The 17,604-nt window shown below is 59.6% G+C and carries 11 protein-coding genes and 1 riboswitch; of the genes, 1 reads left to right on the top strand and 10 read right to left on the bottom strand.

Annotated elements, in window-relative coordinates:
• Positions 1–25: 25 nt before the first annotated feature.
• From AC1DVV_RS10240 to AC1DVV_RS10195, 10 genes are all read right to left on the bottom strand, one after another.
• Positions 26–586 (bottom strand): hypothetical protein, encoded by a 561-nt coding sequence (locus tag AC1DVV_RS10240; RefSeq protein ID WP_477707187.1) that lies wholly within the window; start codon positions 584–586, stop codon positions 26–28.
• 93 nt (positions 587–679) lie between these two features.
• Entirely contained in the window at positions 680–1,186 is a 507-nt protein-coding gene (locus AC1DVV_RS10235) for a type IV pilin protein (RefSeq protein WP_457280247.1), read from the bottom strand.
• Between the two features lie 5 nt (positions 1,187–1,191).
• Complete coding sequence (locus AC1DVV_RS10230; protein WP_477665715.1) at positions 1,192–6,267, bottom strand: pilus assembly protein; 5,076 nt, start codon at positions 6,265–6,267, stop codon at positions 1,192–1,194.
• Positions 6,268–6,275: 8 nt separating this feature from the next.
• Positions 6,276–6,959: a pilus assembly PilX family protein gene (locus tag AC1DVV_RS10225; protein ID WP_477665716.1), complete on the bottom strand. Its 684-nt coding sequence runs from the start codon at positions 6,957–6,959 to the stop codon at positions 6,276–6,278.
• Positions 6,959–7,960, bottom strand: coding sequence for a PilW family protein (locus AC1DVV_RS10220; RefSeq protein ID WP_457280250.1), 1,002 nt, complete (start codon positions 7,958–7,960; stop codon positions 6,959–6,961). The genes AC1DVV_RS10225 and AC1DVV_RS10220 overlap by 1 nt, the downstream gene beginning before the upstream one ends.
• Entirely contained in the window at positions 7,957–8,556 is a 600-nt protein-coding gene (pilV, locus tag AC1DVV_RS10215) for a type IV pilus modification protein PilV (RefSeq protein WP_457280251.1), read from the bottom strand. The genes AC1DVV_RS10220 and pilV overlap by 4 nt, the downstream gene beginning before the upstream one ends.
• Positions 8,547–9,083: a GspH/FimT family pseudopilin gene (locus tag AC1DVV_RS10210; RefSeq protein ID WP_477701960.1), complete on the bottom strand. Its 537-nt coding sequence runs from the start codon at positions 9,081–9,083 to the stop codon at positions 8,547–8,549. Before AC1DVV_RS10210 ends, pilV begins: the two co-directional genes overlap by 10 nt.
• A gap of 197 nt (positions 9,084–9,280) precedes the next feature.
• Positions 9,281–9,730: a transcriptional regulator NrdR gene (nrdR, locus tag AC1DVV_RS10205; RefSeq protein WP_457280253.1), complete on the bottom strand. Its 450-nt coding sequence runs from the start codon at positions 9,728–9,730 to the stop codon at positions 9,281–9,283.
• Between the two features lie 100 nt (positions 9,731–9,830).
• Positions 9,831–11,075, bottom strand: coding sequence for a serine hydroxymethyltransferase (gene glyA / locus AC1DVV_RS10200; RefSeq protein WP_477665717.1), 1,245 nt, complete (start codon positions 11,073–11,075; stop codon positions 9,831–9,833).
• A 44-nt stretch (positions 11,076–11,119) separates the two neighbouring features.
• Positions 11,120–11,249: riboswitch (ZMP/ZTP riboswitch) on the bottom strand.
• Between the two features lie 139 nt (positions 11,250–11,388).
• The gene (locus tag AC1DVV_RS10195) at positions 11,389–12,273 is read right to left on the bottom strand and encodes a lytic transglycosylase domain-containing protein (protein ID WP_477701956.1); all 885 of its coding nucleotides are present in this window, start codon (positions 12,271–12,273) and stop codon (positions 11,389–11,391) included.
• A 786-nt stretch (positions 12,274–13,059) separates the two neighbouring features.
• Here AC1DVV_RS10195 and AC1DVV_RS10190 point away from each other — a divergent pair.
• On the top strand, positions 13,060–17,256 hold the full coding sequence (locus tag AC1DVV_RS10190) for a DUF748 domain-containing protein (protein WP_477701955.1): 4,197 nt from the start codon (positions 13,060–13,062) through the stop codon (positions 17,254–17,256).
• Positions 17,257–17,604: the final 348 nt, after the last annotated feature.

The raw sequence follows: 17,604 nt of genomic DNA, 5'->3' as shown, positions 1-17,604 counted from the left end.
AGATTTTGGGAGGGGAACTGGAGGATCAGGGGTTTGACTCGGAGGCAAAGCCCATCTCGAGAACCCTTCGACTGGCGACTATATTCCCTTGTCTTGTCGCGGGGTTCATTTTCGTTTGCATAAGGGACTCTATGATCTGGGCCTGCTGGCTCCGGCTGATTTCCGGTCTCGAAGAAATGATGTTCATATCCAGCAAACGGCCATCTTCTGCAATCCATATTTCTATGACCAGACGACGCAGTTTCAGGCTTGCTGCAATTTTCTCAGGGAAATTCCAGTCGAGCATCGGAAGGGCAGGTTGATCTACCTCTTCAATGTCAAAAAAGCGAAGGTCAGACATACCCGGTTTTCTCGGGCTCGTGGAGGAAAGCACCTGGCTGGGCGTGACCACACCTTCAACAGGCGATGGTTTGCTTGTTGCGGCGGAGTTCTCGGGTGTGGGTTCGGTCGGCTCCGCCTGAACAGCGTTGCCGGGCCCGGATATCACCCGGGCGACCATGTTTCGCTTAACCGGGCTTATCGCTGCCGAGGTTTTTCTGGGCTTTTCGATAGATTGCGATACCAATAACAGCAAGCCACCGTGCATGAGCAGTGAAACGATGGCCGCAAGAACCCAGCACGTCCGTTGAGATAGGCCTCTTCCCGTCTTATGTTTCACCGGTTGGCATGGCTGGGCGCATCATTTCCAGCAAGAAGTGGCGGCATCCAGAGCAGATGAATACCCTGAATAATTAACGTTGCTTTTCACCCCCGTATTCGTAATCTGGAAGTCGCCGCATTTATCGGCAGACATCGGACCGGGTGAGCTGCGTGTCGCGGTGACGGTATAAGTTCTTGCCGCCGCGGCAGATACAGCGATGGTGTAGGCACCGCCGCCATCACGAGGTGATTGCTTCAAATTTCCCGGAAACAAATCGGCCACGAGGGTACCTGCGGTATTGCTGTCGTATTTCATGTTTTCCGTGTAGTGGCGCTCCATCCATTGCGATGCTTCAAGGAGCACAGTCCGGACTTCAGCCCTGCGTCCTCTTGCCACGTATTCCTTGTAGCTCGGAAGTGCGACAGCGCTCAAGAGGCCAATGATGGCGACCACGATCATCAGCTCAATCAGCGTGAAGCCTCTGCTTCGATGGGCAATGCCGAACAATCGATTTTCCCTTGTAGTTTCGTGAGAAAGAATTTTCATAGGATTTACCTGGTCTTGAAGGAGGGGATCTCGCGCCAGTAAATTCGCGCATTTGTATTGTTTGAGCTACCGCCTTCATCGGTGGTGTCACCAATAATACGTGTGCAATTGAGCTGGCCCGACGCGCACTGGGAAGTGGTTGCATCCCCGGATACAGTGACTCGCTGATCGGTGATTTTGATGGATGCGGTGTTATAGGTGACTCCACCAATCGTGATGGTGCCAAAGAGTCCCGTGTTCAACAGGCCGGTGATGGGGTCTACAAAGGTAATGTAGGCAGCCGGTCCACTAAAGCAGATGTTGCTGCTCGTGGCCGCCGGTGCGATAGACACAGTAGCCAGCAGGCCCTGGCTCATGGTCGGGTTACTCACCACCATTTCCGAGGTGTCCGGCAAATTGATGTACCAGCCCTTGTTGTTTGTCCAGTCCATGGCTGCGCCAGTCACATAACCTTGGCCCAGAATGCCATTGGTGGGGTCCGCGTCATCCACAGTAATGCGTACGAATGTGCGGGCTGCCAGCTGCGTCCGCAGGCGGGGAAGGCCGGTCGTCGTGTTGTCGAGCAATGTAGGGTCGGCAATGTAGGCAGCGCTGGAATAGAGGGGTTTGTCCCAGATGCCAAAAATCCCGTGAACGCGGCCGCTACCGTCGGGGAAGTCGGAGCTGACGACGGATTTGCCGGTGGCGAAGTTCACCACCACACCACCCAATGGATGGAACCGATACTCTGGGGCAGACGTGATGGGCAGGCGGTCAACCGATGCGTCCGTGGGCTTGGCGATGAACAGCGGCCGTTTGTTGGTGCCATCCGTATTGGCATAAGCAACCTTCCAGAGCGCTGGATTAGGGCTCGAAACGTCGAACTTCCACAGGTTGCCCTTGAGGTCGCCCGCATAGATGACGTCCGCGACTCCGTCATTGTTCGTGTCCACCCAGGTGGCTTGCGACAATCCATTGCTGGGCCCCGCGGCAGCCACCAGCTTGACGTAATTCACGCCGGGCGTCCAGACACCGCTATACGGGCCATTTGCAAACAGGATATAGAGCGCCGCCGATCCGTTGGTGCTGTTGATGCCGTTCGGAACAATCGTGGCAAATTTGCCATTGTTCATTTTGGCAACAGCGCCGGCTTGTTCACTTGAACGATTCGTGGTGCCCATTTGCGCCAGGTTGTACCCGAGGTCGCCGCTGCTGTCGTCTGCCTCGGAGAACTGCCATTTGAAGACGTTCGCTGCATTCGTTTCCGTCAATGTAGTGGGATCCGTGACATCAAGAGCAAACACGCCTTTGGCGCCGCGTCCCAAAGACGCAAACAGATAGGTTTTCCACGCAGCCGCAGGGGCCAGTGCGTCATAGCCCGGCGCTGTCGCATTGGTGATCGTGGATCCCAGCAATACATCTGCGGAGTAGGGCGTTCCATCCATAAATGACTGAACTTTTTCGCCGGCAGGGTCCACCCAATCTTGCAGGCGGGAATGAATAAGTTGTGGCACGTACGAAATGATGGGTGTACCGCCTACTGATGCAACAGTGGAAGCGTCGAAACCGTGCAACATGCCGTCACCTGCGCCAAGCCAGACAATGTTTTTGCGGTCTTTTTGCGCCGTGACAAACGTACCGTAGCCCGGAAAGACAGTGCCGAAGTAGTCTGCATTGGGCTTGGACGTCACCACGGGGTTGGAGTTGACGACGGGGCCCATGATGGAATTGGCGTTGCGTTTGCGGAACCTGAGGCCTGTCGGGGCTTCGTCAACCCGGCTGCCCCGCAGCCAGTTGAGCTTGGCTTGGGCCGTTGCATCGGTACCGCCCACTGCGGTGGTTTTGACGGCATTCGACAGTGCAGCCCAGGTAAACGGCGTGCCGGTTGAGTTCCCGACATTGGTAATGACCTGGCGAGTGGTGGATGCCGTCAATTTGGTATGGCCGTCCCAGTAATAGTACGTCCGGTCCAGTGTGCCGTCACTCTTGAGGCGAATATCAAAGTCACCGTCCGGCTTGACGATGAATGTCAGCAATTCTCCATGACCATCATCGCCGTCAAAGCTGGCCAGGTATTTCAGGCTGCCGGTCTGGATCTGGGCAGAAGCGACAGCAGGGGCGGTGTTGGAGGCTCCCACGATGGCACTGAAGGCGGCGCGCAAGGCTTTTTCCAGCTCGCTTGGGCGAATCGCCAGGAAATAGTTGTCGGGGAAGCCATCTGCGCCAGACGTGCCATCCAGCTTCTTCACATCCCAGTTGGCCTTGTCGGTGGTGGGTTTTTCGAAGTAAATTTTCGGGACTGATGGCGGTACGGTAACGTTTTCATTTTTACTGAATCCGCCCCATTTCGCGGCAAGCCAGAGCGGATCTTGCAACTGTGCTGCCGTCGCTGTTCCAAAATCGTATTCAGCCCGGCTTTCTTCCTGGTTCACTTCGCAGTTGTTGCAGCCGCCCGATGTATTGATGTTGGGGTGCACGGTACCATCCGCCTTCTTCACTGTCAGCGTGGTGCTGTCTGTGAAGTTGTAGGTATAGATGCCGGAATGGAAGTGCGCGCCGTCTTTGGTGCTGCCCGATATGGTGTATCCAAAACCCTGGGGGTTCAGTGACGCAGCATTAAAAACCCGGGTGTAGACGTAGACCTTGTTGCCCACGACTTCGTAGCGCAGGATGCCGGACGCATCGCTGTCGTAGTCACCACCCTGCTCGGAGTCTTCCCAGATGATCAGGAACTTTCCGGATGTAGCTGTGGGGGTACCGACCACCCGGAAGTCCACCAGGGTGCCACCGCCAACAGCGCCACCCACAAGCAATTGATAGGACGGTTGGATGATGATTTTGCGACCCGCAATGGTGGGGTGCGGAATTTCAATGCGGGGTTTTCCGGGCGACAGCGCGACCGAGAAGCTTTTGACCTTGAATGCATCCGGATTGGCAACCAGCTGCGCGGCAGTCGGTGTTCGCACGGCGTTGGTTCTGGCCCAATAGGCCGCACCAGACAGCGCATACGAGCCGGCATACGTTGGGGCGTCAGGACACAGACCGTCTACTGCTGCCAGCGTGGAAATTGTCTTGCCGGTACAGGTTCCATCGTTTGTGGTGCCATTGTTCCCGATGAAAAACTTGTTGCCATGAATCCCTTCATCCGTACCAATCACATTGATCATGTTGACCAGGCTTGGGCTGCCCGGCAATGTGGCGAAAGGACTCCACTGGGTGCTCGTGTTGTTGTCATAAGACGTCACGCTGGCATTGAAGTTGATGGCATTGATGGCGCGGCACTGGCCCTGGCCGAAAATGGCATCGGCAGCTGTCTTGGCGGCGGCGTTGGCCCGGTTCACCGGGTCAATCCAGGCAGGCTTTGGCAGCCCCATGGCGGCATCTTTTGAGCCTGTTTGTGTGTAGTCATAAGTACCGCTTGCCGACAATCCACCAAGATAGCGAAGCGCTTCGGTGAACATCTCACCCATGGGATTGCCCCAGCTGGTGCACTGGTTGTCCGTCAGTGATGTCAGCTGGAAAGTACAGTTGCCGTCCCCGATATAGGTACCGTCGCTATAGCGATACCCATAAACGCGCAACTTGTTGATGGTGTAAACAATGCCCTGCGTGGCGGTGTACGTGCCATCGGTGGTGTAGTTCACTTCATTGCGAAATGTCTGCAAATTACTTCGAAGGACACCGCCGCTGATATTTTTGGCAAAGGAGCCGGTCATCAGTCCGAATTCGGCAAGGTTGCCTTCACCGTACTCATGCAGCAAGCCGATTGGCTTGAAATTGGCGGACGGATATTGCCTGCAATTTTCGGTACCCAGCAGCGCCGATGCGCAAACCTCGACCCGCACGATAAAGTCAGGGCCAGTGGTGCCAATGATGACTCCCGCCGTGCTCTTTGTGGGATTGCTGGAGCCGGATCCCAATCCGGTGACGCCTACGTTGTTACCGTTGGAGGCACTTTTTTCTCCACTCCAATGGCACTGCCACCGCTCATTGGCATTCCAGAGCTGGTAGTCGCCCTTGGCGATCCGCATCAAGGGCGGGTTGGCATTGGTGTGGGAATCGCCGTTGCCTGCCGTGTTGGTATTGAACGGCGAGTTGGCGGTCAGGTTGTCACCCAGCGTGGTATTGCAGATGGTGGCAGAAGTCTGGGTCAGGTTCTGGATGGTCCATTGCTTGATGGTCAGCGTAGGTGTTCCAGCGGTCGCACCGACATAACCCGTTGGCGTGATCACCATGGTGATCCAGGCAGGGTCTACGGCCACCGCGACACCTTCCATGTATTGGGCTGGCGTGGTCGTGTACACCGCCCTGATCTGGTCGCCGACCTCGACATTGAATGTGGTGGCCTGGGCGACGGAATGCGTCACACAGTTGTACTGAGGGGGGGCATTGGTTGCACCGCCATAGTAAGTTTCAACAAGAGTTTGGCAAGTGGTGGCAATGGCTGCCGCTGGCGCGGTGCCGGGACCGTTCTTGTGAGCCTTATTGGAATTGAACGCAAACTCGATAAGGCGCCGCGCGTTATTGGTGTTGTCGTTGCTGATGACGCTCGAAGCCGCAAGCTGGCTGGCCGTAAAAGGCGTAAGCTGATCCAGGTCGTCGCCCTTGTAATACTTGGCGAATGAATGGGCATCTGTCGGCAGGCTGGTACGCTCCAGAATGGTCAGTGCATTGGTGTCGGTGGAACGCAAGCCGCCGTACAGCACCTTGCGCACCACGTCCATGCGGGTCATGGTGGCCCAGTTCAGGAAGTTGCCGCTCCAGTTGCCCGTGCAATATTTGTCCGTGTTGGTGCTGACGGGCGCAAAGCGGTTTGTCGTGCCGCTGTAGCTATAGCATTTATAGGAGTCGAAATACCCGTAGTAATTGAAGCTGTGCTTGTAGGTGGTTTCGGGGATTCCGTCGCCGTCAAGATCCGAGAACTCGTCATACGCCCGGTAAAAAAGCTGATGGTCTTTCGACATGTTCAGCATGATCATGGGCCTCGGGGTCGAGGTCACGATGTTTGGCGGGATGGCCGGAGTCAGTGCCTGCGCGAATGCCACGCCTTGCGAAGTGAGCGCTGCAAGTAAAAATCCGGCAATAGTAATGATTTTTTTCATGGATTTTCTCACTTCATGTAGGGGCGAAAATAAGTCTGCATCACAACTTCAGTATTGAGATCTGCACCGAAACCACGGGCCGTAATGCGCATGACTTTGTCGTTGCCTGCGGCGAGGTACTCAATCAGGTATTCAGGCTGCCGTGCGACGCCGGCGAATCTCGGGACCCCGGTAAAGGTGCCCAGAGGTACTGCGCCGGTAAAGGTGCAATTGGTGCCGACACCTAACGCATCGCTCGGTTTGGCACTGGGCGAAGCAGGTGGCCCCTCCCAGAGTCCTTTTTTCCCGTTGATGGTCGGCCACCAGGGTTCAGGGTTGGTGACGGTGGTGTAGTTGCTCGTGTCGTAATACGTCCGTTCGAACCGGCATTGCCCTCTGGGGCAGGTATTGTCGAAGTTCGGCGCCCTGGTTGCTCCTCCTACGGGCCTGTCGTCGTTGCGCGCGCACAGGGCATTGGGGAGTACCGTGGGTACAAGCGAACGCAAGTCCCGTTCTGCGTCGCGCAGTGCGGCTTCTGTTGCCTGGCGGGCGACTTCATAGTCGAGTTGATTTCTCGAGAGCGTTTCACCGGTGGTTGCGCGCCGCATGCCGATGGTGCTGAGAATCGTGATGACCAGCAGGAACATCAAGACCACAGGCAGGGACACTCCTCTTTCGAGGCGTGGGGCGGTGATTGGTATGCCGGCTCGCATTAGTAGATACCTGTCAAGTTGTTGCGAATGGCAAACACGCGCTCGTACTTTTTGTAGATAGTGCGGTCCGAGGCCGTATAGGTGACGTTGGCACCCCGGCAATTGGCATAGCTGCGCAAGGAGCCGGCCTTGTCCTGGGTGCGTGAATTTTCCTGCGTGCGGGTCAGCAAACACACCCTGACCGCAGTGACGCGTTGCCACGAGGTCAAATCTCCGACCTTGGGCAATGCGGTCACTTCGGCAGCGGTATGGTAGGTCTCAGGAGACAGGCTGGTTACCCCGGCAGCCACGCCATACCGGATCACCATGTCTTCAATGCCTTCAAAAATCGGTTGATAAACAGTGTCTTCCGGGTTTTTCCCATTGCCGTTGCATCCCAGGCTTTTGGTGTTCACTGTTCGGGTGGTACTGCCGACCCCTTGGGCCGTATAGCTGGTGGCGACCAGGCCAAAGCGGTTGGACACGTAGCGCGGCAGTCCTGCGGTGATCTGGCCTGCATTGTTCGGGTCAAGTGAAACTGCTTGCCTGAGGCAGTCAAACCCATTTCCAAAAGTGCTCGCGTCCAGCTCGGGCATGGCGAAATAGTTGATAACGACCGAGTCTGGTGCGTTGGCTACAGTGGTACCGCAAGTCCTGGTGGTCGGGTTGAATACCGCGCCATCACATCCAAACAACCCTTGCTCGTAGGCTGGAGCCGTTGAGTTTTTGGTGTTGCTGAACTTGCCCAACAAGTTGGGCGCCGCGGAGGTGGTGGCCATGATCGCGGGATAGAAGCCCGCCATCTGAAGGTCCCGGCCAACCATGTCCAGCGCAAGCTTGCCGGTCTCGTTCAGCATCGCCATATTGGCGGAAGCAGTGGCGGTTGCGCGAGTCCCCAGGTAGGCCGCCGCTGCCGCGAGGGCGAGCACCAGGCTGATGACCAGACTGACCAGCAGTTCGATCAGTGTCAAACCGCGCTGGCGGTAGCGCGCTTGCGCCCTTCCGGTGTGAAGTGTTTTCATGGAATCATCTCTAGATTGGCGCATTGCACGCCGGCCAGGGCGGTAGAGGTGCCCAGCGCTGCGGGGCAGCAGTTTCGCGACGCGATGCCTGTTGTAGTGGCTGTGCACGAATCGGGGGAACGCAGAGTCGTGCCATCCAGGTTGTCCTTGCTATACCAGGCCACTGTCACCAGAAAGCGCAGGTTGGTGCCCTTGGTTCCGGTCGACGTCACGATGCCCACCGCGCCCGGCAGCTGGCTGTTCAGGTCAAGACGCCAGACAGCGAGGTCATAGGCCGCCAGCTCGGTCGGGGTACAGGTTGCAGTGTTGCAATCTTTGGCCGGGTTCAGGTAGGTTGGGGTTCCATCAATGGATGCACGTTCGGCGGCATAGGTCCGGGAGAAGCTGTAATCAGTCTCGACCGCACTGGCATTTGCCCTGATGCGGTCCGCAAAGCCGCTGATGCTGGACGACAGTGCTGACCGCACCCATCCGGTTTGTTCAAATTTGAGAGAGGCTGTCTGCATGCCAACCATGCCCAGCACACCGATGGAAAGGATAAGCATGGCGATCAAGGCCTCGATCAGGCCTGCACCTCGCTGGCGACTTATGGACATGCACTGACTCCCGCATATTGTTTAACGCTCACTCGACCTGCAGAACTGATACAAATAGACCGGTAGTGCGGACTGCTGGTGTTTTCCAGGATATAGGCAAGCGTGAAGTTGGATTGAATACCCGCAGCGAGCCCTCGCGAGTCAAAGGTCATGCGCCGATCCGATCCGCTAGAGGCCAGCTCAAAGCTTTCGTTGCCGGTCTGGCGCACGGAAATCAGGCTTGAACCGACTGTTGTCGGGTTGTTTTGGGTAGCACTACAGCTGGGGTTGGAAAAAACTATCCAGCCAGTCTGCCAGTTGCTCCCTGCGGTTGCACACGTGGGGGTACCGCCGGTCAATGCGTTTGACGTATTGGTTGACATGCAGATGGTGACGCAGTTATTTCTGCTGATCGCCTCAACCCGCGCACGCGATATGTCATTGGTAAATTCGGCTGCGATGGCGCCAGCCTGGTTTCGCACCACAAACTGCCTCAAATTAGGCAGCCCTATGGCCAAAATCATGGCTAAAACAGCAACTGTCACCATGATTTCGATGATGGTGAAGCCTGCGTTGCAAGCGCGCGGGGCCGCTTTGGCTGGGCGGCGTAAGGATGTTGAGCACACGGTCATTCGCATGTCGTGAGTATAGGAACCGGGTTTGTCGCGCGAGGCTCCGGCTGTCGGACTCTGGCTACCACTAATCTGGTAGCGGACAGGACGCTTTTCTGCGCCGCGAGCGATTTCTACCGCCGGACCTCGTCCACCAGCGTCTTGAACTCGTCAATATCCTCAAAGCTGCGGTAGACGCTCGCAAAGCGGACATAGGCGACCTTGTCGAGCTTGCGGAGTTCACGCATGACGAGCTCGCCGATACGGTTGGACGGCACTTCCCGCAGCCCCAGGCTCAGGAGCTTTTCCTCGATACGTTCAACCGCCGAGTCGACCTGCTCGGTGCTGACGGGCCGCTTGCGCAGCGCCAGGTTCAGGGACGCCAGGACTTTGCTGCGCTTGTACTCGATGCGCCTGCCGTCCTTCTTGACGATGGACGGGAAGGTGACATCGGGCCGCTCATAGGTTGTGAAGCGCTTTTCACACGCGCCGCACTGGCGGCGGCGGCGTATGAACTCGGCGTCTTCACCCACCCGCGTCTCTACGACCTGGGTTTCAAGGTGGCCGCAAAAAGGGCATTTCATCAGGGTTGGTCCGGGTTTGAAGGCATAAATCGGCCTCCAGCCCAATCAGGACATGCGCGGGTAGCTATCAAAATCATAGTGTCCGCGCTGCCCGTCATGATTAGCGGTAGACCGGGAAACGGCTGGTCAGGGCGTGGACCTTGGCACGGACCGCTTCAATGTTGGCCGCGTCGCGCGGGTTGTCCAGCACGTCGGCGATCAGGTTGGCCGTGATGCGGGCTTCTTCGTCCTTGAAGCCGCGGGTCGTCATGGCCGGGGTGCCGATGCGCACGCCGCTGGTGACCATCGGCTTTTCCGGGTCGTTCGGGATGGCGTTCTTGTTGATCGTCATGTGGGCGCTGCCCAGCACGGCTTCGGCTTCCTTGCCGGTGATGCCCTTGGCGCGCAGGTCGACCAGCATGACGTGGCTTTCAGTACGGCCGCTGACGATACGCAGGCCGCGCTGCGTCAGGGTGTCGGCCACGATCTGCGCGTTTTTCACGACCTGCTGCTGGTAAGCCTTGAACTCGGGCGCCATGGCTTCCTTGAAGGCCACGGCCTTGGCTGCGATCACGTGCATCAGCGGGCCGCCCTGCAGGCCTGGGAAGATGGCGCTGTTGATGGCTTTTTCGTGCTCGGCCTTCATCAGGATGATGCCGCCGCGCGGGCCGCGCAGGCTCTTGTGTGTGGTCGACGTCACGATGTCGGCATGCGGCACCGGGTTGGGGTACACGCCTGCGGCCACCAGGCCGGCGTAGTGGGCGATGTCGACCATGAAGATCGCGCCGACGGCCTTGGCCACCTTGGCGAAGCGCTCGAAGTCGATGCGCAGGCTGTAAGCCGACGCGCCCGCGATGATCAGCTTGGGCTTGGTCTCGTGAGCCTTGCGCTCCATTGCGTCGTAGTCGATCTCTTCCTTGTCGTTGAGGCCGTAAGAGACGACGTTGAACCACTTGCCGCTCATATTCAGGGCCATGCCGTGCGTCAGATGGCCGCCTTCGGCCAGGCTCATGCCCATGATGGTGTCGCCGGGCTTGAGGAAAGCCAGAAACACGGCCTCATTGGCTGAAGCACCGCAATGCGGCTGCACGTTGGCGGCCTCGGCGCCGAAGATGGTTTTGATGCGGTCGATGGCCAGCTGCTCGGCCACGTCCACGTGCTCGCAGCCACCGTAGTAGCGGCGGCCGGGGTAGCCTTCGGCGTATTTGTTGGTGAGCTGCGAGCCCTGCGCGGCCATGACGGCGGGCGAGGCGTAGTTTTCGCTGGCGATCAGCTCGATGTGGTGTTCTTGCCGGGCGTTTTCAGCCTGGATGGCGGCGAAGATTTCGGGATCGGTTTGTTCGACCAGGATGTTGCGGTGGTACATGGCAGTCCTTAAAGACGTGGTCCCTGCTATTCAATGAATGAAACAAGGGCTGCCCAGGCGAACGGCTGAACGCTTCGGCCCAACGGCTTTCAGCGGTGCGCTTCCCAGTGGTGTCCCACGTCAGCTCCAATGGTTGCGAAAACCTTGAGCCTATCGCCAGTCGCGCACCTCGCTAGTGTAACTGAGCGCGCCTAAAACCTGCCGCCTCCGGGGTTCTTCACCTGCAGCCCGAAAAGCAAAAAGCCGGGGCGCTGGCAGCGGCCCGGCTTTTTGGCAGTGCATGGGGTGAAAAGGCCCCCACAATGCGGCCGAATCAGGACTGGTTCAGCAGCGCCACCTTGTCAGGCGTCTTGCCATCAGCTTCGGGTGTGGCCGGCAGGGAGGCCGGTACCGGGCGCGACGTGCCACCGGGTGTGGTGAAGAAAGGCGAGGGCGCACCGCGCTTGGAGGCAGACGCCACCACGGCCAGCAGGCGGGCATGTTCGCCCATCACCTTGCCGGCGTACCCGCCGTCGTCGTCCATGTTGGCTGCGCCCACATAGTATTTGAGGCCGCCCTCGACAGAGCCGGCGCGGGCGATGCATTCCTGCAGCACCTTGACGCCTACGCGCAGGTTGGTCACCGGGTCAAACGCCGCCAGCTTGCCGCCGAAGTTGTCGTACTTGTCGTGGTGCACCTTGGTCATGACCTGCATCAGGCCCTGGGCGCCGACCGGGCTTTGCGCAAACGGGTTGAAACCGGACTCGATCGCCATGATGGCCAGGATCAGGGTGGGGTCGAGCTTGGCTTTCTGGCCGATCTCGAAGGCCTCGGCCACCAGCACACTCAGCGGCTCGGGCGCGACGCCGTACTTCTTGCTCAGCCAATAGGCCACTGCCGCCTGTTGGGCGGGCAGGTCTTTCGGGTTGGACGCCGTGGCGCGCTCAATGGCGGCCGGCTCGGTAAAACCGATGGCAGCCTCCTGGCGCTGCTGCAGCCAGGTCATGAGCTTGAATTCACCGGCCTGACGCAAGTCGGGCCGGGCTGTCAGGGTGATCACCGCAAACACGACCGCCAGGCCCAGAAGGGCGAAGCTGTTGTGGGTAATCTCGAAAAAGCCTTGGGAGATGTCATCAACAATGTTTGAAACACTGCTTCGCACATTCTTGATGTGTGCGTTGACATTCAGGTTAAGGCCGAATTGTCCTAGCGCTGTCATAGCACTCCTTTCTACGCTTGCAGGCCCTTTGGGGGCCAGGCAGGCTTTGATTGGGTCGCCATCAAACCAAGGCAAGCCTTGTGGGTGTTGACCCTTGTTTGACGTTGCCGGCTTCTTTGAGGAATAGGGCAGCGGGTTCGGGTTGTCCCTAGGATTCGTGGGACTGGCGGGATTCTATGGGGTTGGTTAATAACCTGTCAATAATAACAAATCAATTCTTTATATCAAAAAGTCAAATAAAAACCTTGATTTCCGGCAAAACCGGCCTGAATCAAGGTGTTTACGGGCTTTATTTGAGATGGAGCTCTAAGTTAAGTTTTGCCTCTAAAAAGCGCGATCAGCCTTTCGCGGCTGCGGTTGTAGGCCGTTTTCCATGTTGCATGTAGTCGCCGGATCGGCGCCTGCGGCCGGCCTGGGTTGCCTGGGAGCACACAAAAAGGCAGCGGCAATCACATCCTGCGCTGTGATTGAAAAGATGGTCTTGCTTGCGGGACGGCAGGGGTTTAACCTGCAATTGCGTGTTCACTCACGCATCAACCGGGTAACCAACCCCGGAAAATCTGGAAGCAATCACTTGCTTTCATCGCACTGGAGACGATAACTCTCTTCTTTGCGGAAACCCGACGGCATGAGCATAAACGCCCGCCGTCAACCCCGGTCGGTCTAACTGCCCGGGGTTTTTTCTTTGGAGGCGCCGCTTTTCACAGGCTTCAATGCCCTTCGGTTGACCGTCTTTTTCAAATAAATCATTGACCTGGCGGCCCCGGCGCTAAAAACTCGACGGCTATGGCAATCAAAGATTTGAAGAAAAAATGGCAGGAATTCAACTGGCGCGAGACCAATTGGCGGGAAATCGGCAAAACCCTGCCGGCACGGGCGGCCGCTGTGGGCCGGTCGCCGCTCTGGCAGCGTCGCGCGGCCTGGGCGGTGGGCAGCTTGGTGGTGTTGTGGGTGGTGGCCTATGCGGCCGTGCCGCCCATCCTCAAATCGCAACTGGAGAAGATCGCCTCTGAAAAGCTGGGCCGGCAGGTCACTGTGGGCGAGGTCGACTTCAAGCCCTGGTCGCTCGAACTGACTCTTCGCGACCTGGCCATCGCCCGTGCCGGCCCTGTGGGTGGCGCTTCGGCAGCTTCTCCCCAGGCAACGCCCCAGTTTTCCGTCAAGCGCCTATATATAGATGCAGAGCTGGAGTCCCTGCTTCGCCTCGCCCCAGTGGCCGACGCTGTTCAGGTGGACGAACCCATCGCGTTTCTTACCCATCAAGGTGAGGGCCGTTACGACATCGACGACATCCTGGAGCGCTTCAAAACACCCGCAGATGCCCCTGCCGGCGACCCGCCGAAGTTCGCGGTCTACAACATCGTCGTCAGCGGCGGGCGCATGGACTTCACCGACCAGTCCGTCGGCAAGACCCATGAACTGCGGGAGCTGGGCCTGTCGGTGCCTTTCCTGAGCAACCTCAAATCCCAGCGAGAGGTCAAAACCTCGCCGCACCTGGCCTTCAAGCTCAATGGCAGCAGCTTTGACACCGCTGCCGAAGGCACGCCCTTTGCCCAGACCCACAAAACCGACGCCACCTTCACGCTGCGCGGTTTTGACCTGAACCCTTACCTGGCCTACTGGCCGGCGAGCCTGCCCTTCAGGCTGCAAAGCGCGGTGCTGCATGCCAACGCCAAAGTCGCGTTTGAGCAGACACCCGCCACGGTGGTGCGAATTTCCGGAACCGTGACGGCGGAAAAGATTCGTGTGCTGGCTGCGCAAACGGTCGGGCAGTCGCCGGCTGTGGCGCCGGCGCGGGCTGCAAAACCCGGTGCATCCGGCAAGCGCGCTGCAGACGGCGAAGCCCAGCCACCGGCCCGCGCCGACTTGCTGGCCTTTGAGCGCCTGCAGATCACGATGGACGACGTGCGCCCGCTGGAGCAGTTCGTCAAACTGTCTGCGGTGGAGCTCACGGCCCCCACGTTGTCCCTCGCCCGGGACCGGGCAGGGCGGCTGAATCTGCTGTCGCCTGCGCCGGATGCTATTAAAAAAGGAGCTGGTGGCGCACAGCCAGAAAGGGCTACAGGCCAAAACTCTTCCGATATTCAAGCCCAGGCACCTGCCGGTGCGGCTTCGGCTGGCGCCCCGGCGTCTGCACCTTCAACTAAAACCACGCCTTCGTCCGCCCCCTGGAAAGTGCAGATCGCCCGCGTGGCGGTGCGTGCCGGCCGTATGAACTGGCTGGACGAATCACTGGCCTCACCCGCTGACATCCGCCTGGCTGGGCTGACGCTCGATGCCTCCGGCATCGCCATGCCTTTTGCGGCTAACGCGCCCCTGCGGTTCAATGGTTCGCTGGGACTGGAGCCAGCAGCCATAGCGCCGGCACCCGCGCCGGCAAAAACCGGCGCCAAACAACCGGCCAAAACATCGGCCTCATCTGCGGCATCCACTGCGCAAGCGATTGCAACACCGGCGCTGCTCACCTTTAGCGGCACAGCCACCGACCAGGCCGCCCAGGCTACGGCCACCGTGGCCGCCTGGCCCTTGGGCATGGCCGCCAAATACGTCGGCCAGTTCCTGCTGCCGGCGCTGAACGGGCAACTGGACGCCCAGCTCGGCGTGAACTGGCAGGCGCCCAGCGGTGACAAGCCGCAGCAGTTGCAGGTCACCGCCCCGCAACTGGCTGTCAGCGACATCCTGCTGGCGCAGGGCAAGGTGTCGCTGGTGTCCGTCAAGCGTGTCGAACTCGCGCAGGTTGACATCGACGTGACAGGCCAGTCCTTCAAGGCCGCCAAAATGCAGCTGGACCAGCCCAAAGCCAAAGTCGACCGCGACACCGACAAGCGCTGGATGTACCAGCGCTGGATGGCGAGCCCGGGCACCGCAACGCCGGCGCCGCCCCCTACCGACGCGGCAACACGCGCGGCGGCGCCTTCATGGGCCGTGGCCATTGCCGATGTGCAGCTGGACGGCGGCGCCATGTCGTTTTCCGACCAGTCGGGTAGCAAGCCGGTGGCGTTTGAAGTGACCGCCGCCAAAGCCCAGCTGGGCGGACTGGTGCTGGACGACAGGCCGGACGCCAAGGCGCAAGCTGCCAAACCCATGCCGCTGACTGCCTCGCTGCGGCTGGCCACCGGCCGGTTTGAACCCGGCAAGGTCGACTTCAACGGCAATCTCGGCTTGAGTCCGGTGCAGGCGCAGGGCCGGCTGGTGGTCGACAGGCTGCCGGTGCAGGCCTTCGAGCCCTACCTTGCCGATGTACTCAACATCGAACTGCTGCGCGCAGATGCCAGCTTCAAGGGGCGTGTGTCTTACCGGCAGACACCGGCCGGCCCGCAGGCGCAGGTGGCCGGTGATGTGTCGCTGGAGGAATTCAGGGCCAACACGCTGGCGCCCAGCGAAGACCTGCTCGCCTGGAAGGCCCTGAACCTGCGCGGCCTGAATGTGGCGCTGGACCCGGCCAAAGCCACCCGGGTGGACGTGCGGGAAACCGTGCTCACCGACTTCTTTGCACGCGTGATCATCCTGCCCGATGGCCGCATCAATTTGCAGAACCTGGTGAAGCCCGGCAAAGACGCCGTGGCCGCCAGTGCGGAAGGCGGAACGGCCACCCTGGCCCTTTCGCCATCATCGGCGTCATCTTCACCGCAAGCTTCATCTGCTACTGAAACGATAGCTTCCGGCGCACAACCATTGCGGTCCAGTGGCCCAAAAGGCTCAAAATTCGTGTCCGCGGCACCGGTCAGCCCGACGGCCCCCGCCGCGGCGGCTGGCGGCTCCCCGCCGCCCATCGTCAACTTCGGCCCGATCAGCCTGATCAACGGCAAGGTGTTGTTCTCCGACCGTTTCGTCAAGCCCAACTACTCGGCCGACCTGAGCGACCTGACCGGCAAGCTCAGTGCTTTTTCATCGGTGGCGCCCACCGTGCCGGGTACCACGGCCACCGTGCCCAACATGGCCGACCTCGAGCTGCGCGGGCGCGCCGAAGGCACGGCTTCGCTGGAAATCCTCGGCAAGCTCAACCCGCTGGCCAAGCCGCTGGCGCTCGACATCAAGGGCAAGGTGCGCGACCTTGAGCTGCCGCCGCTGTCGCCGTACTCGGTCAAGTACTCGGGTTACGGCATCAACCGCGGCAAGCTCAGCGTGGACGTGGGCTATGTGGTGCAACCCGACGGGCGGCTTACCGCTACCAACAAGGTCATCCTGAACCAGCTCAGCTTTGGCGACAAGGTGGAGGGCTCCACGGCCAGCCTGCCGGTCAAGCTGGCGGTGGCGCTGCTGGCCGACCGCAACGGCGTGATCGACATCGACCTGCCCATCAGCGGTTCGCTCAATGACCCGCAGTTCAGCCTCGGGCCCATCATCGTCAAGGTCATCCTCAACGTGATCGTGAAAGCCATCACCGCGCCTTTCAGCCTGCTGGCGAATGCGCTGGGCGGCGGCGGGGAAGAACTCAGCACCGTGGGCTTTGCCGCCGGCAGCGCCGAGCTGGGCCCGGAGGCTAAAGCCGGCCTCGACAAGGTGGCCAAGGCGCTGGTTGACCGGCCATCGCTGCGGCTCACCGTGGTGGGCACCAGCAGTGTCGACGCCGAGCGCGACGGTTTCAAACGCGAGCGGCTCGACGCCCTGGTGCGCGCTGAAAAGCGCCGCGCCACGGCCAAAGAGGGCGGCACCGCGACGGCGGCAGTCAGCATCAGCCCGGCCGAATATCCGGCCTTGCTCAAGGAAGTCTATAAACGCGCCGACATGCCCAAGCCGCGCAACCTGGTCGGCCTGGCCAAAGACCTGCCCGTGCCCGAGATGGAAAAGCTGCTGCTGGCCGACATTAAAGTGAATGACGACGCCATGCGCGAGCTCGCCGTGCAGCGCGGCGTGGCGGTGAAAGACTACCTGGCTTCGCGCGATTTACCGCCTGAAAGGCTCTTTCTGGGGGCCGCCAAAGCCGTGCCGCCGGAGGCCAAATGGACACCGCGCGCGGAGCTGAATTTGGCGATGCCTTAGAGCCTGTTCATGATCTATTTGAGGCCACGTTGGGGTGCAATCGGGATGAGTTGGTGGCCCGGATCCCGCCGCATGGGCTACTGCCCATGCAAGGGAACGGGGCGCCAAATCGCCCGATTTCACCCCAACCCGAAGGGCAGGCATTTTTTCGGGCGGTCTGCGGCGTTGCGCTGCTCGCCAATAGCGGGGCTATTGGCAGCGCACCGCGCCTTGCATCCCATCCCGAAAAAATGCCTGCGTGGCCCCAAATAGATCATGAACAGGCTCTTAAAACAGCGAAAATAGCGTCAGTGCTTTATTGATAAAGCTTTTATGGGGCCTTTGGGCCTGGGCGCGCAACACGGGTTG

The organism is Polaromonas sp. P3_B4 (assembly GCF_056402835.1).
Note: the sequence above shows the minus strand (reverse complement) of the source record. Positions and strands in the feature narration are given on the sequence as shown.

Coding starts and splice junctions, on each gene's coding strand:
- AC1DVV_RS10240 (WP_477707187.1), bottom strand. CDS start 586: ATGCACGGTGGCTTGCTGTTATTGGTATCGCAATCTATCGAAAAGCCC.
- AC1DVV_RS10235 (WP_457280247.1), bottom strand. CDS start 1,186: ATGAAAATTCTTTCTCACGAAACTACAAGGGAAAATCGATTGTTCGGC.
- AC1DVV_RS10230 (WP_477665715.1), bottom strand. CDS start 6,267: ATGAAAAAAATCATTACTATTGCCGGATTTTTACTTGCAGCGCTCACT.
- AC1DVV_RS10225 (WP_477665716.1), bottom strand. CDS start 6,959: ATGCGAGCCGGCATACCAATCACCGCCCCACGCCTCGAAAGAGGAGTG.
- AC1DVV_RS10220 (WP_457280250.1), bottom strand. CDS start 7,960: ATGAAAACACTTCACACCGGAAGGGCGCAAGCGCGCTACCGCCAGCGC.
- pilV (WP_457280251.1), bottom strand. CDS start 8,556: ATGTCCATAAGTCGCCAGCGAGGTGCAGGCCTGATCGAGGCCTTGATC.
- AC1DVV_RS10210 (WP_477701960.1), bottom strand. CDS start 9,083: ATGGTGACAGTTGCTGTTTTAGCCATGATTTTGGCCATAGGGCTGCCT.
- nrdR (WP_457280253.1), bottom strand. CDS start 9,730: ATGAAATGCCCTTTTTGCGGCCACCTTGAAACCCAGGTCGTAGAGACG.
- glyA (WP_477665717.1), bottom strand. CDS start 11,075: ATGTACCACCGCAACATCCTGGTCGAACAAACCGATCCCGAAATCTTC.
- AC1DVV_RS10195 (WP_477701956.1), bottom strand. CDS start 12,273: ATGACAGCGCTAGGACAATTCGGCCTTAACCTGAATGTCAACGCACAC.
- AC1DVV_RS10190 (WP_477701955.1), top strand. CDS start 13,060: ATGGCAATCAAAGATTTGAAGAAAAAATGGCAGGAATTCAACTGGCGC.